The 13,130-nt window shown below is 66.7% G+C and carries 15 protein-coding genes and 1 pseudogene; 5 read left to right on the top strand and 11 right to left on the bottom strand.

Annotation, left to right across the window (positions count from 1 at the left end; translation table 11 throughout):
- The first annotated feature begins 363 nt into the window (after positions 1 to 363).
- On the top strand, positions 364 to 1,320 hold the full coding sequence (locus GO615_RS21865) for an arginase family protein (RefSeq protein ID WP_169131996.1): 957 nt from the start codon (positions 364 to 366) through the stop codon (positions 1,318 to 1,320).
- Positions 1,321 to 1,326: 6 nt separating this feature from the next.
- Here the strand turns inward: GO615_RS21865 and GO615_RS21860 are convergent, their stop codons facing one another.
- Genes GO615_RS21860 through mltG form a run of 6 tightly spaced genes read right to left on the bottom strand, consistent with a single transcriptional unit; the run spans position 1,327 to position 5,825 of the window.
- The gene (locus GO615_RS21860; RefSeq protein ID WP_246262403.1) at positions 1,327 to 1,980 is read right to left on the bottom strand and encodes an ankyrin repeat domain-containing protein; all 654 of its coding nucleotides are present in this window, start codon (positions 1,978 to 1,980) and stop codon (positions 1,327 to 1,329) included.
- Between the two features lie 4 nt (positions 1,981 to 1,984).
- Positions 1,985 to 2,758 (bottom strand): TatD family hydrolase, encoded by a 774-nt coding sequence (locus GO615_RS21855; RefSeq protein WP_169131994.1) that lies wholly within the window; start codon positions 2,756 to 2,758, stop codon positions 1,985 to 1,987.
- 19 nt (positions 2,759 to 2,777) lie between these two features.
- A complete protein-coding gene (locus tag GO615_RS21850) occupies positions 2,778 to 3,143 on the bottom strand; it encodes a PilZ domain-containing protein (protein ID WP_169131993.1) in 366 nt (121 codons plus the stop codon).
- Positions 3,140 to 4,198, bottom strand: a complete 1,059-nt coding sequence (holB, locus tag GO615_RS21845; protein WP_169131992.1) for a DNA polymerase III subunit delta' — start codon at positions 4,196 to 4,198, stop codon at positions 3,140 to 3,142. The genes GO615_RS21850 and holB overlap by 4 nt, the downstream gene beginning before the upstream one ends.
- Complete coding sequence (tmk, locus tag GO615_RS21840; protein ID WP_169131991.1) at positions 4,195 to 4,827, bottom strand: dTMP kinase; 633 nt, start codon at positions 4,825 to 4,827, stop codon at positions 4,195 to 4,197. The genes holB and tmk overlap by 4 nt, the downstream gene beginning before the upstream one ends.
- Positions 4,824 to 5,825 (bottom strand): endolytic transglycosylase MltG, encoded by a 1,002-nt coding sequence (gene mltG / locus GO615_RS21835; RefSeq protein WP_169131990.1) that lies wholly within the window; start codon positions 5,823 to 5,825, stop codon positions 4,824 to 4,826. Before mltG ends, tmk begins: the two co-directional genes overlap by 4 nt.
- 132 nt (positions 5,826 to 5,957) lie before the next feature.
- On the opposite strand from mltG, the gene ygfZ reads away from it, so the two are divergent.
- Genes ygfZ through GO615_RS21820 form a run of 3 tightly spaced genes read left to right on the top strand, consistent with a single transcriptional unit; the run spans position 5,958 to position 8,061 of the window.
- The gene (gene ygfZ / locus GO615_RS21830; protein ID WP_169131989.1) at positions 5,958 to 6,995 is read left to right on the top strand and encodes a CAF17-like 4Fe-4S cluster assembly/insertion protein YgfZ; all 1,038 of its coding nucleotides are present in this window, start codon (positions 5,958 to 5,960) and stop codon (positions 6,993 to 6,995) included.
- Positions 6,992 to 7,300, top strand: a complete 309-nt coding sequence (locus tag GO615_RS21825; RefSeq protein WP_169131988.1) for a DUF4936 family protein — start codon at positions 6,992 to 6,994, stop codon at positions 7,298 to 7,300. The genes ygfZ and GO615_RS21825 overlap by 4 nt, the downstream gene beginning before the upstream one ends.
- Positions 7,291 to 8,061, top strand: a complete 771-nt coding sequence (locus GO615_RS21820) for an NRDE family protein (RefSeq protein ID WP_169131987.1) — start codon at positions 7,291 to 7,293, stop codon at positions 8,059 to 8,061. Before GO615_RS21825 ends, GO615_RS21820 begins: the two co-directional genes overlap by 10 nt.
- Before the next feature lie 5 nt (positions 8,062 to 8,066).
- Here the strand turns inward: GO615_RS21820 and GO615_RS28695 are convergent, their stop codons facing one another.
- The 3 genes and pseudogenes from GO615_RS28695 to tadA form a co-directional block, all read right to left on the bottom strand.
- Positions 8,067 to 8,453, bottom strand: coding sequence for a GNAT family N-acetyltransferase (locus GO615_RS28695; protein ID WP_246262406.1), 387 nt, complete (start codon positions 8,451 to 8,453; stop codon positions 8,067 to 8,069).
- A 66-nt stretch (positions 8,454 to 8,519) separates the two neighbouring features.
- A pseudogene (locus GO615_RS28980) lies at positions 8,520 to 8,996 on the bottom strand (L,D-transpeptidase family protein); the annotation flags it as partial.
- 5 nt (positions 8,997 to 9,001) lie between these two features.
- Complete coding sequence (tadA, locus tag GO615_RS21810; RefSeq protein WP_169131985.1) at positions 9,002 to 9,466, bottom strand: tRNA adenosine(34) deaminase TadA; 465 nt, start codon at positions 9,464 to 9,466, stop codon at positions 9,002 to 9,004.
- A 255-nt stretch (positions 9,467 to 9,721) separates the two neighbouring features.
- Between tadA and GO615_RS28690 the strand changes: the two genes are divergently transcribed.
- Positions 9,722 to 10,462: a PEP-CTERM sorting domain-containing protein gene (locus tag GO615_RS28690; protein ID WP_211167287.1), complete on the top strand. Its 741-nt coding sequence runs from the start codon at positions 9,722 to 9,724 to the stop codon at positions 10,460 to 10,462.
- Between the two features lie 66 nt (positions 10,463 to 10,528).
- Here the strand turns inward: GO615_RS28690 and GO615_RS21800 are convergent, their stop codons facing one another.
- Positions 10,529 to 10,936, bottom strand: coding sequence for a thioesterase family protein (locus GO615_RS21800; RefSeq protein WP_169131984.1), 408 nt, complete (start codon positions 10,934 to 10,936; stop codon positions 10,529 to 10,531).
- A 62-nt stretch (positions 10,937 to 10,998) separates the two neighbouring features.
- A complete protein-coding gene (locus GO615_RS21795) occupies positions 10,999 to 13,083 on the bottom strand; it encodes a CoA-binding protein (protein WP_169131983.1) in 2,085 nt (694 codons plus the stop codon).
- Between the last annotated feature and the right edge of the window lie 47 nt (positions 13,084 to 13,130).

Genomic DNA, 13,130 nt, shown 5'->3' with positions numbered 1-13,130 from the left:
TGAGCACTCAATCTTTGCAACATTAAAACTGCCGAAGCAGTCTCGGTCGCGCCAACCAAGCACTCACACTTATCGGTTGTCCAATTTTTTAAAGAACCGCCGCCGAAGCAGCGAGAAAGAGATTCTGGCAAACTTACTTCACTTCGTCAAGCACCGCAGCGATTTATTTTTTACACCGCTACCGCACCACCCTCTCTTTCCTGCTCCCCCACCGCCGCCTCGAAACCGCTGCAGCGCTGAAGAGGCGCGAATTATATAGACCTTGAACAAGCCGTCAAGCGCTTTTTTGCGGCATGCTTTATTTGGGAGATGTCGCAGCCGTTTGTGCTGCACTCAACTCGAAACCCGTCGAGGATTCGTCTTGTGAAACTGTTCTATGCCGACCACTTCGTCCTTCCCCTGCCTGAGGGACACCGCTTTCCGATGGAGAAGTATTCGCTCCTGCGCGAGCAGCTGATGCGCAGCGGCGGGTTTTCACCGGACGACTTCGTCGTTCCGGCAGCCGCCAGCGACTCGGACATCGGGCGGGCGCACGATGCGGCCTACCTCGACCGCGTCGCGCATGGAGCCCTCGATCAGGCGGAGCAGCGGAGGATCGGTTTTCCGTGGTCCCTACAAATGGTGGAGCGCTCGCGGCGCTCGGCAGGGGCGACGCTGGCCGCCTGCAGGCATGCGCTGGTCGAAGGCAGCGCGGCGAATCTTGCCGGCGGAACGCATCACGCCCACCGCGATTTCGGCTCGGGATTCTGTGTGTTCAACGACGCGGCGATCGCGGCGCTGGCAATGCGGGCGGAGGGCCGTGCGCGGACCGTGGCGATAATCGACTGCGATGTGCATCAGGGAGACGGTACGGCGGCAATCCTGTCCGGCGATCCGGATGTGTTCACGCTGAGTATCCACGGCGAGAAGAATTTTCCGTTCCGCAAGGCGATATCCACCCTCGACATCGAGCTCCCGGACGGGACGGGGGATGCGACCTATCTCGCGGCGCTCCGCGGTGGCCTGGAGGAGGTTCAGGCGGCAATGAAGCCGGATCTGGCGATCTATCTTGCCGGCGCCGATCCGTATCGCGACGATCGTCTGGGACGACTCGGGCTGAGCTTCGAGGGGCTGGCTGCCCGCGACGAGATGGTTCTGCAGTGGTGCGTGGAGCACGGTACACCGGTCGCGATCGCGATGGCGGGCGGGTACGCGCGAATCATCGAGGACACGGTCGCCATCCACGCGGCGACGATCGCGACGGCGGCCCGCTTCGCGCCTGCGCTGCAAGCCGTCGTGCGCGGACGAGCGGCACGCAGTTCCGCACCGCCTCGCCCGTAGGCGCGTTCAGCGGGCGCCGGCGGCCTGCCGGCGGCTGCGTTCGGCGCGCAGCAGGCCGGCGATGTCGGTGTTGCCGTTGTCCAGCGCCCAGCTTTCGGCAGTGAAGCCGGTGTCGTTCTTCTGATCGAGATCGGCTCCGGCCTTCAGCAGACGGCGGACTACGTCGCTGTGGCCGTTGCGTGCTGCGAGCATCAGCGAAGTGGATCCGTTCGGGGCAAGCGCGCCGACGTCGGCGCCGCGCGCGAGAAGCCGATCGACGATCTCGGTACGTCCCTCAAAGGCTGCGTACATCAGCGGCGTCCAGCCGTCGTGGTTCACCTCGGCGCCCGCTTCGAGCAGTACGTCGACGATGGCGGTCTCGCCCTTGAGCACGGCCAGCATCAAGGCCGAATCGCCCGCGGCGTTGCGCAGCGAGACCTTGGGCCGGTGCTTGAGCAGTTCCTTCACGGTGTCGAGGTTGCCTTCGCGCGCGGCGAGGATCAGCAGGGTGCTGCCTTGCGCGTCGACGGTGTTCGGATCGACGCCGCGTTTGATGAGTTGCATGAGTTGCGGCGTGTCTCCCCGACGCGCCGAGCTGAGGGCGTCTTCGTAGCTGTCGGCTTGCGCGGTCGAACCGAGGAACGCGCAGGCGAGGATCGCGGAGACGAGAAGGCGCTTCATCGATTCAGTGGGCTTGGGCATGGCGAAAGAGGCGGAAGAAGTTTTCGGTGGTGGCCGATTCGATGCGCTCGAGCGGTTCGTTGCGCAGGCGGGCGATCTCTTCGGCGACGTGGACGACCCAGGCGGGTTCGTTGGTCTTGCCGCGATGTGGGACCGGTGCGAGATATGGGGCGTCGGTTTCGATGAGCAGGCGGTCGAGCGGTACGTATTGGGCGACGGCCTTCAGCTCCCGGGCGTTCTTGAACGTGACGATGCCGGAGAACGAGATGTAGAAGCCGAGATCGAGAGCGGCCTCGGCAACTTCACGCGATTCGGTGAAGCAGTGCATCACGCCGCCGGCTTCACCGGCGCCCTCCTCGCGCATCAGGCGCAGGGTGTCGTCGGCAGCGGAGCGCGTGTGGACGATCAGCGGTTTGCCACATTGGCGGGCGGCACGGATATGGGTGCGGAAGCGTTCGCGCTGCCATTCGGGCGCGTCCTTCTGCCAGTAGTAATCGAGGCCGGTCTCGCCGATGGCGACGACCTTGGGGTGATCGGCAAGCGCCAGCAGGCGGGCTTCATCGGGCTCCTCGACGCCGTCGTTGTCCGGGTGCACACCCACGGACGCGGACAGGTTGGGGTGACGCTCTGCGAGCGCGAGCACGCGCGGGAAGTCTTCCATCTTGACGCTGACGCACAGCGCGTGGCCGACGCGGTTTTGGGCCATCGCCGCGAGGATGGCCTCTTCACGCTCGGCCAGGTCGGGGAAATCCAGATGACAGTGTGAATCTACGAACATCGATGAAACGTCAGAGGGGTCAGAGGGTATGGGTGGGGCGGTTCGAGCCAAGGTGACCGGCAAGGATCTGCTCGATGCGTGCGCGCAAGGCCTTGCCGGACTCGTCCGAGCTGAAATGCACGCCGATGCCCTGGGTCTTGCCGCCCTGTGCGCCTTGGGGCGTGACCCACACGACGGTCGCCGCGACCGGGTGCTTGGTCGGGTCGTCCATGAGCTGCAGAAGCATGAAGACTTCGTCTCCGAGCGCATGCACGCGCGGCGTCGGCACGAAGATGCCGCCGTTGGCCAGGAAGGGCATGTAGGCGGCGTAGAGCGCGGACTTCGAGTTGATGTTCAGCGACAGCACGCTGGGGCGTGCGACGCTTTGTTTGGGAGCTTCGCTCATCGGCGGGTTCCGGTCACGGCGCGCGCATAGCGCAGGAGCATGTCTTCGAGCATCAGCCTTGCATTGAGCGGATGCTGTGCGACCCGGCGGATCCGGGCGAGTTCATTGTAGCAGTTCGTCACAGCCGCCACGCTGGTGCGCTGCGCGAGCGCGGCAATGACGCCATCCTCACCGGGGAAGAAGCGCAGGCGCCCGCCAAGGCGCAGCGAGGCAAGGTCGGTGACCCAGCGTTGCAGCCATTCGACGAGCTGCGGCATGCCGAAGCCGGCCGCGAGCGCTTCCTTGGACTTGAGCCAGCTTTCCCACTGGCCGGCAAGTTTCAGCGGATCACCGGCGGGCAGCGCCGCAATGTCCTTCACGAAGCGCCGCAGAAGGGCATCGGAACCGGTCTTCGCAAGGCGCTGGGCTGCAAGCGGCATGCCGCCCGTGAGCGCGAGCAGGTCCGCGGGCGGTGCGTCAGGGCCGGCGAGCCATTGCGCGACGACGTCCGCCGCCGGACGCGCGAAGCTCCACTGCTGGCAGCGACTGCGGATGGTGGGCAGCAGGCGGCGCGGGGCCGACGACACGAGCAGGAACACGCAGCCCTCCGGCGGTTCCTCGAGCAGTTTCAGCAAGGCGTTGGCGGTGAAGGCGTTCATCGCCTCGGCCGGATCGACGACGATGACGCGCCGGCTGCTCTGGTGCCCAGTCACGGAGAGCGCTTCCTGCAGGTCGCGGATCTGCTCGATACGAATCTGCGAGGATTTCTTCTTGCCGCTACCGGCTTCGCCAGCGTCGCCGCCCTCCCCTGCTTCGCTCTCCGATGCCGCGTCGGCTTCGGGGACGATGGGCAGCAGGTCGGGGTGATTGCCGGATAGCCGCAGCTGACAAGGAACACAGTGGCCGCAGGCGTGGCCGTCCGCGGCAGGGGCGGCGCACAGCAGGCGTGCCGCGAGCGCATCGGCGAGCTCGCGCTTGCCGAGGCCTTCGGGACCGACGAAGAGCAGCGCATGCGGCAGCCGCCCGCCCAGGCCGACCAGTCGCTGCCAGCTCTCCTGCAGCCAGGGGTGGATCATCGGAAGAATCGCTCCGCGACAATCGCCTCGATCTCGGCGCGGATCCGTTCGGGCGGGCGATCGGCCGCGATGACGCGGATACGCTCGGGGGCCATGCGCGCCCGTTCGAGGTAGGCCGTGCGCACGCGCTCGAAGAAGTCGCGCTGCTCGCGCTCGAAACGGTCCGGCGCGGTGCCGGTATTGGCGACGCGTGCCGCGGCGACCTCCGGCGGGAGGTCGAAGACGAGGGTCAGGTCGGGCTGGAACCCTGGGTGCACCCAGTCCTCGAGGGCGGAGAATTTCGCGGCGTCGAGTCCGCGCCCGCCGACCTGGTAAGCGTAGGTGGCGTCGGTGAAGCGGTCGGACACGACCCAGGTTCCGGTTGCGAGCGCGGGTTGGATCCGGGCGGCGAGATGTTCGCGACGTGCGGCGAACATCAGCATCGCCTCGGTTTCGAGGTGCATGGGCTCGTGCAGCAGGAGTTCGCGGAGTTTCTCGCCGAGGGCCGTGCCACCCGGTTCACGCGTCTGGTCAACGGTCAGCCCGCGTGCCTGGAGGAGTGCGACGACGGCCGCGATCTGGCTGCTCTTGCCGGCGCCGTCTATGCCTTCAAAGGTGATGAAGCGCCCGCGGGCGCGCGTCTGGTTCAACTTCCCGATCCCCGCTGATAACGATTGACCGCTTTGTTGTGGTCGTTGAGGTTGGAGGAAAACTCGCTGGTCCCGTCGCCACGCGAGACGAAATACAGGTATTCGGTCTGGGCCGGGCGTACCGCTGCATTGAGCGATTCGGCACCCGGCATCGCGATCGGCGTCGGCGGCAGCCCGGCGCGCGTGTAGGTGTTGTAGAGGTGGTCGGTTTCGAGGTGCCACTTCCTCAGGCGGCCGTCGAAGCCCTCGCCATAACCGTAGATCACCGTGGGATCGGTCTGCAGGCGCATGCCGATGCGCAGCCGGTTGGCGAAGACGGAGGCGACCAGCCCGCGATCCTCGGGGCGGCCGGTTTCCTTCTCGACGATGGACGCGAGGATCAGCGCGTCGTAGGGCGACGCAAGCGGAACCCGTGGATCGCGCGTCTCCCATGCCTGCGCGAGGCGCTGCTTCATCGCGGAATAGGCGCGGCGCAGCACCGCAATGGCGCTCGACTGCTTGTCGAAGAGGTAGGTGTCGGGGAAGAACAGACCTTCCGGATGCGTTTCGGTCGCTCCGATGGCGCGCAGGATGTCGGCATCGGAGAGACCGGCGATGTCCTGCAGGAGGTGGGGGTTGGATTCGAGCGCCGCGCGCACCTGACGAAAATTCCAGCCTTCGACGAAGCGGACTTCGGCCTGCGAGACGTCGCCGCTGGACAGCTTCAGGATGAGCAGCCAAGGCGTGATGCCCTGATGGACTTCGTAGCTGCCCGCCATGATGCGGCCGGCCTTGCCGGTGATGCGGGCGATCCAGTACAGCGCCCGCGGATTGACGTCGACGCCCGCAGCAGCGATCGTCGCTGCTGCCTGGCGCATCGTGTGTCCGCGCTGGACCGTGAAATCGACGAGCGGCTGCGCCAGCTTCAGCGGACGCTGCGCATACCACCACGCGGCGGCGGATACGGCCGCGACGGCGAGCGCGAGTGCGATCAGCAGGCGGATAACGAAGGGCTTCATCAGGGCGGATATCGTTGCGCGGCGCGCGGCGAGAGGTCTGGCTGGAATGTTTGGCCCGCAACCATTGCGTCTGCGGGGCCCTATAATACTTCATCCCAATTCCACATCCCTCCACCGCCCCGACAAACGCACATGAACACGACCTGGACAGAATTTCTGGTACGCGAAGGCGCCACGCTGGAAGACTCCGGCATCCGTTTCGATGCTCCGGAAGCGGAAGTGCGCGCCGTGGAATCCGGCACCGTGGCGGTGCCGCTGGTGCACCTCGGCCTGATCCGCTGCGCCGGCGACGACTCGGTCACCTTCCTGCACAACCTGCTGTCGAACGACGTCAAGAAGCTCGGTCCGCAGTCTGCGCAGTGGTCGAGCTTCAATACGCCGAAGGGCCGCATGCTTGCGAGCCTGCTGTTGTGGAGCGACGACTCCGGCCAGATGATCGCAGCCTCGGCCGACGTCCAGCCGATGCTGCAGAAGAAGCTGTCCATGTATGTGCTGCGCAGCAAGGTGAAGCTTGCGGACGCGACGCCGGACACGGTGCTGATCGGGGTAAGCGGGGCTGCTGCGGACGCCGCGCTCGCGAGTGCCGGGATTGCCGCGCCGGTCGCGCCGATGACGCAGGCGGTGGCGGGGGAAGTGCGCTGCATCCGGCTCGACCTGCGCAACCTGGTCGTTGCGGTGCCGACTGCCGAAGCGCCCGAAGTGTTCCGGAAGCTGGCGGCGGGCGGCGCGACAAAGGCCGGTACGGCGGCCTGGCAGCTTGCGATGATCCGTGCCGGCCTGCCGCTGATTACGGCGGCAACGCAGGAGGAATTCGTCGCCCAGATGCTCAATTTCGAGGTGATCGGCGGGGTGAGTTTCAACAAGGGCTGCTATCCGGGGCAGGAGATCGTCGCCCGCACGCAGTACCTCGGCAAACTGAAGAAGCGCATGTATCACGTGCATGTGTCCGGTGATGCGGCTCCGGCAGTGGGCGCCGACCTGTTCACGCCCGAGTTCGGCGACCAGTCGGCCGGCAAGCTGGTGAACGTGGTGCCCGCGCCCAAGGGGGGCTTCGAGGCGCTGGCGGTGATGCAGATCAGCTGCGCCGAAGCCGGGGAGGTCCATGTGGGCAGCCCGCAGGGACCGCAGCTGCAGTTCCTCGACCTACCCTACGCGCTGCCCGAAAAATGAGCGGTGACCCTGTGGCCTGCGTGCATTACTACGTCTATTACCGCGTCCGTGCCGATGCCGAGCACGAGGACGCGGAGGCGACCGTGCGCGCCATGCAGGCGGCGCTCGAACGGCGCACCGGCGTCGCGGGACGCCTGCTGGAGCGGCGCGACGACGCAGTGACGTGGATGGAAGTGTACGAGGGCGTGGCCGATCCGGAGGCGTTCGAGGCGGCCCTGCGCATCGAGACTGACGCGCACCAGGTCGCGGATCTCGTCGAACCCGGGGCCGCGCGTCACACGGAACGCTTCGTCGAATGTGCCTGATCGTCGTCGGCTGGCACGCCCATCCGGACTACCCGCTGGTCGTCGCCGCCAATCGCGACGAGTTTCTAGCCCGTCCGGCGGTTCCGGCGCACTGGTGGACCGACGCGCCCGAGCTGCTTGCGGGGCGCGATCTGGAAGCCGGTGGAACATGGATGGGCCTCAGCCGCGGCGGCCGCTTCGCCGCGCTGACGAACTACCGTGATCCGACCCGGCACCGTCCGGGCGCACCCTCGCGCGGCACGCTGGTGCGCGACTGCCTGACCGGAACCGATGACGCGGAGCAGCGCTTGCGGTTAGTGGCCGAGGTCAGCGCGCAATATGCGGCCTTCAACCTGCTGGTGAGCGACGGCCGCCTGCTGGGAATCCATGAGAGCACGACGGGTTCGGTGCGCTTGCTCGAGCCCGGCGTGTACGGCTTGTCGAACCATGTCCTCGACACGCCCTGGCCCAAGGTGGAGCTGGCGCGCGAACGTTTCACCGCGGCGCTCGCCCGCCTGCCCGACGCCGACGCGTTCCTCGGCCTGCTGCGCGACGACGAGCCTGCGCCCGATCATCACCTGCCGGAAACCGGTGTGAGCGCGGACTGGGAGCGCTGGCTGTCGCCGGCATTCATCCGCGCGCCGGGTTACGGTACGCGCTGCTCGACGCTGATCCTGCAGGATCGGGATGGCAAGGTGACGTTCCGCGAATGGACCTGGAACGAGCGCGGCGAATTCGCGAGCGAAGTTACTCACCGCTTCAACACTGCCGTCTCCGGCTGAAAGCGTCAGGCGCCTGCCGGCACCAGGGCGCGGCGCATCGTCTGGTGGCGGATGCCGGCCTCGACGAACACATCGCCTTCCGGCTTGAAGCCGTGCCGCAGATAGAAGTCGACGGCGTCGATCTGGGCGTTCAGGACGACCTCGCGGAATCCGAGACGGCCGGCTTCAATGACGAGGGCTTCGAGCATCCGTCCGCCGATGCCGCGGTTGCGCCATGCAGCCGCGACGGCCATGCGGCCGATGTGCCCGTCGGGCAGCAGCCGGCCGGTGCCCACGACGTCGCCGGCCGCAGCCGTGGCCACGACGTGGCGGCAGTGCGGGTCATTGGCGTCGCGCTCGAGCTCGGCGGGCACGCCCTGCTCCATCACGAACACCCGTTCGCGCAGCGGCATCGCGAGCGCTGCAGCGTCGTCCCAGTCGAGAATGCGGACCCTCGGCGCCGCGTCCACGTTCGTCGTCTCCTCGATATCCACTTCCGTCCCGGCCTGCACCAGGTCGAACAGTTCGATCACGTCGTCGTTGCGCATGCGGATGCAGCCATGCGAACGCGCCTCGCCCATCGGCTGATCGTCCGGGGTGCCGTGAATGTAGATGTAGCGGCGCATCGAATCCACCTTGCCGAGGCGGTTGCGACCCGGCTCGCAGCCGCTGAGCCACAGGATGCGAGAGAGGATCCAGTCGCGCCCGGGATTGGCCGCGGCGAGTTCCGGTGTCCACACTTCACCCGTCGGGCGCCGTCCGCGGAACACTGCGGCCGTTGTAGCCCCTGCGCCGATTTTCGCGCGGATGCGGTGCCGTCCGCGCGGCGTGCAGCCGCTGTCCTGCACTTCGCCAGGGCCGTTGAGGGCGGTCGAGACGCTGTAGCGGCGGATGCAGGCGCCGTCGGCGCCGAAGAGGCTCAGGCGCTGGGTAGCCAGGTCGATCAGGATGCGCATGGGCGTCAGGCGACGAGGGTGCGACCGCGCCGCGCCGCGAAGAAACTCGACAGGAGGCCGCCGCACTCCTCAGCGAGCACCCCGCCCGATATGGTCGCGTGATGGTTCAGGCGCGATTCGGCGAAGAGGTCGATGACGCTGCCGGCGACACCGGTCTTCGGGTCACGCGCACCGAACACGACGCGCGCAATGCGCGAGTGCATGATCGCGCCGCTACACATCGCGCAGGGTTCCAACGTCACGTACAACTCGCAACCCGGAAGCCGGTAGTTGCCGAGCCGGGCGGCGGCGTCACGCAGGGCCATCACTTCCGCGTGGGCGGTCGGATCGTGCCGACCGATGGGCTGATTGAATCCGCGGCCCACGATCTCGCCATCGAGCACGACGACGGCGCCAACCGGCACCTCGTCGCAACTCCCCGCCTCGCGCGCCTGCTCCAGTGCGACACGCATGTAGTCTTCGTCATTCATCCTTTGCTCTCCATGCGGCGAAGTCTACTGGAGCGCGCGCCCGTTGAGCCAGATTCTCGCGACATCCTCAGCAAATGGCCGACGGATCAACAATTTGCAGGAACCGTGGCCGATATCACGACTGCCTCGTGCCGTTCCCGAATAGAGTGTTTCAAACGACGGGAGTAGCCCCTGAGGGGGCAGTGCTGCTTCAGGGAGAACGCCTGCACCGCGGGACGGCCACCGCCCGGGGCGATCGCGCGAAGGAGAAGAACAATGACTGCTTATCGACTGCTTGCGCGCACCACGCTGGCGGCAGCGCTATCGATACCGGCATTTGTCGGCGCGGCGCCCGTCAGTGTGGAGATTTCCGGCGGCAGCTGGAGCCTGGGCTCAGGTTGGGACGCCGCCTGCACGAGCGCGAGCTGCGATGAGGGACATAGGTACCTCAACGCCGCCTGGAGCATCGATCCGAACCTTGCAGGCACGAGCTTCATGCTCACTGGCGACGGTGACTTCGAGACGATTCGTTTCGGCTGGGGCACCCTCGCCGAGGAGGATGACGCGATCAGCGCCAGCGGCAGCACATCGGAGCTCGATCACCTGGCCCTCGCAGCCCTGATCGAGTTCGATTCGCCTGGTGGCGGCGCCGCGGATCTGGATGCAACGGTGCAGGCCACTGTGGGTCCGTTCTGGGACAAGGGCGCCGGCCCGGCGAACACCGACCTCGCTGCAACCTTCCTGTCTTACCTGCTCGCGCTCGACGACGGCGGCGAGATGGAGATCAGCCTGTCTCCGGCGGTCTGGCTATGCGAAGGAAACAGCGGCCAATGCACATGGAGCAAACCGAACACGAACGAAATCTACGCCACGTTCAGGCTGACGAAGGCCCCGCTCGAGGCAGAGACGACTGACGGGATCGTGGTGCAGGCGGTTCCTGAGCCTTCATCGCTGCTGCTTCTCGGCGCCGGGCTTGTCGGGCTGGGATTCGGACGACGCCGGCACAGGCCGGCCTGAACGCGAGCAGGTTCCCCGCCGATCGACGACGGGCGTCCGAAAGGACGCCCGCTTCGTTTCGGCAGATCAGGCTGCGGCCATCGCCTTTTCGAGCTTGGCCTTGAGACGCTGGGCGGTCTTCTCTGCTCCGACGATGAAGCGGCTGTGCTTGCCGCGGGCGACTTCCTCGAGGGCGTCGCGGGCGGTGAATTCGAAGGTCACGGCCGGGCCGTTTACTTCAACCAGCTTCACCGTGATCTCGACCCACATGCCCAGCAAGGTGGCACCGACGTGGTCGAGCTCGACGCGCGTGCCGACGGAGTCCTTGCCCGCCTCAATGTTCTCCAGAAGGAGGTCGCGGCACACGACTTCGATGTCGTAAAGCAGCGCCGGGGTCGAGTAGACACGGCAGTCGTCGCCCATGAAGCCGATGGTGCGGCCCTTGTCGATGTCGTAGCGGCGGGTGGAGGTCAGTCCGGCTTTCAGTTCGCTCATCTTTCAGTCTCCTTCGTGTGAGGCGCCGGTCCGTGCCGGCGCGGGGTTCATTGCGAATCGGATTAGTTTTCGCGTGCGCGGATCGCGTCCGCTTCGACGCGGGCCTCGACGTAGCGTGCGAGCGCCCTCGTGCCGCGGCCACAGTTGCGGAACACGCATACGCCCTGGTCCATCAGCTTTGCGGCCATGGCGTCGTAGAGCGAGCCGCCGTCGACGATGCCGATGACCGGCTTGTCGCTCTTCGCTGCGAGGGGCGGGTAGATATGCACGGTGCCGTTCGGGTCCGAGAGGTCGTAGCCGGGGCGCAGCTTGCTGGTTTCGAGGCCGCGGATCGACGGCGCGGTCGGGTCGAGGCCGACGACGACGGCATCGATGTTGGGGTCGTCGAGGAATGCCTCGGTGATCTGCAGGTGCACGCCGTCGTCGGCGCCCGGGTTGATGTCGATCGGGTTGCGCACCTCGACCAGCGCGTCGAGGCGCTTGGCGGCGAGGATGGTTTGCACCCGCTCGACGGTCGCGGCTTCGAGCGCACCCATCTCCAGCGAACCGGTTTCCGTCACGATCGAATCGGCCATGCCGACCGCCTCGAAACCCGCGCCGCTGATCGCACCGAGGCGCTTGCCTACCTTCTTGCCGTGCAGCGCACCGGCGATGTAGAAGAGGTCGTCGAAGGTATTGAAGTCTTCGGCGACGATCGCGCCGGCCTGGCGCAGCACGGCTTCGAAGAGCACAGGGTCGCCGGCGATCGACGCGGTGTGGCCCATGACGCCGCCCGCGCCGGCTTCGGTCCTGCCCGACTTGTAGACGACGACCTGCTTGCCGTTCAGAACCGCCTTGCGCACCGCCCTCGCGAAGTCGAGGCCGTCGCCGTCCTTGAAGCCTTCGATGTAGATGCCCAGCGTGTCGATGCCTTCGCGTTCGGCGAAGAAGCCCAGCATGTCGCCGTGCGTGAGGTCGGTCTGGTTGCCGAGCGCGAGCATGTAGGCGGGGTCGAGCCAGGGGTTCTGCGAGATGCGCGTGATCATGAAGGCGCCGGACTGGCTGAGCATCACCGAGTTGCGCTGCGCCTTCTTCTGCGGCTTGGGCAGGCGTTCGAGCGGGATGAACCAGGAGTCGTAGCCGCCCGGATGCGAGACGACGCCGAGGCAGTTGGCGCCAAGGAAAACCGGCCCGCCACCCGGATTGGCGTGCGCGGCGTTGATCTTCGCCGCCAGTGCGGCAGCAGGTTCGCGGCTCTTCGCCGTTTCGCCGAGGCCGCCGGGGATCAGCATCACGGATTCGACGGCGTCGGTCGCGATGATCTCGTCGACGAGTTCGTATACCGCGTCGTTGGGTACCGCGACGATCAGGAGATCGAGCTTCGCGGGCAGCACGCGCAGGCTCTCGACGCAGCTCACGCCGTCGATCTCGGTCTCGCCGGGGCGGATGATGGTCAGCTTCTCTTTCGCGTAGCCGCTGCCCATCAGGTTCTTGAGGATGATGCGGCCGAAGTTCATGCCGCTCGCGGACACGCCGACGATGCCGATCGACTGGGGATGGATGAGCTTGTCGATCTTGTGCACGGGACGCGGCAGGCGGCCGGCGACGGGCTTGCCGAATTCGACACGCGCTGAGCCGACGGTCGGCTTCTTCGCGAACTGCACCTGGTCGAGTTCGATGCGCTGGATGACGAACAGGGCCTCGGGGTTCTGCACGGAAAACTCGCGGCCGAGCCCCAGCATCAGGCCGAAGCAGAATTCGAGCACGGGGTCCGGGGCGCGGCGGCCGTCGCGCTGCGCGAGCGCGGCCATCTTCTGGTAGGCGACGGTGCGGCGGAAGAGACGCAGGAAGTCGGCCGCGTCGGTGAGTTCGACGGACGCGGAGACGGCGGCGCGGTCCTTGCGGAAGTTGGCGCGGTCGAGGGCGCCGTCGAGGCCGCCCTGCCCGGCCGTGAGGAGCACGCCGAACTCGCGGGTATTTTCGAGGGCGATGCGCAGGTCGACACCGCCGGGAACGCCTTCGGCGAGCGCTGCGCCGAAGCTCGCGACGAAGCGCTGCAGCTCGTCGGCGTTGAGGGCGTCGCGCCCTTCGGATGCTGCCTGTTTGAACAGATCGCCGGTGGCTGCGTTCAGCGCGTCGCCGGGACTGATGGTGGTCCGATCATTCACTGGTGTGTCTCCATCCGTGCCACTTCTGGTGTGGCCGTTGTTTGTTT

This window comes from Aromatoleum evansii, assembly GCF_012910805.1.
Lineage (GTDB): Bacteria > Pseudomonadota > Gammaproteobacteria > Burkholderiales > Rhodocyclaceae > Aromatoleum > Aromatoleum evansii.
The sequence above is the reverse complement of the archived record's forward strand: the minus strand, read 5'-3'. Positions and strand labels throughout refer to the sequence as shown.

Coding starts and splice junctions, on each gene's coding strand:
- GO615_RS21860 (WP_246262403.1), bottom strand. CDS start 1,980: ATGAAGCGCCTTCTCGTCTCCGCGATCCTCGCCTGCGCGTTCCTCGGT.
- GO615_RS21855 (WP_169131994.1), bottom strand. CDS start 2,758: ATGTTCGTAGATTCACACTGTCATCTGGATTTCCCCGACCTGGCCGAG.
- GO615_RS21850 (WP_169131993.1), bottom strand. CDS start 3,143: ATGAGCGAAGCTCCCAAACAAAGCGTCGCACGCCCCAGCGTGCTGTCG.
- holB (WP_169131992.1), bottom strand. CDS start 4,198: ATGATCCACCCCTGGCTGCAGGAGAGCTGGCAGCGACTGGTCGGCCTG.
- mltG (WP_169131990.1), bottom strand. CDS start 5,825: ATGAAGCCCTTCGTTATCCGCCTGCTGATCGCACTCGCGCTCGCCGTC.
- ygfZ (WP_169131989.1), top strand. CDS start 5,958: ATGAACACGACCTGGACAGAATTTCTGGTACGCGAAGGCGCCACGCTG.
- GO615_RS21825 (WP_169131988.1), top strand. CDS start 6,992: ATGAGCGGTGACCCTGTGGCCTGCGTGCATTACTACGTCTATTACCGC.
- GO615_RS21820 (WP_169131987.1), top strand. CDS start 7,291: ATGTGCCTGATCGTCGTCGGCTGGCACGCCCATCCGGACTACCCGCTG.
- GO615_RS28695 (WP_246262406.1), bottom strand. CDS start 8,453: ATGCCGCTGCGCGAACGGGTGTTCGTGATGGAGCAGGGCGTGCCCGCC.
- tadA (WP_169131985.1), bottom strand. CDS start 9,466: ATGAATGACGAAGACTACATGCGTGTCGCACTGGAGCAGGCGCGCGAG.
- GO615_RS28690 (WP_211167287.1), top strand. CDS start 9,722: ATGACTGCTTATCGACTGCTTGCGCGCACCACGCTGGCGGCAGCGCTA.
- GO615_RS21800 (WP_169131984.1), bottom strand. CDS start 10,936: ATGAGCGAACTGAAAGCCGGACTGACCTCCACCCGCCGCTACGACATC.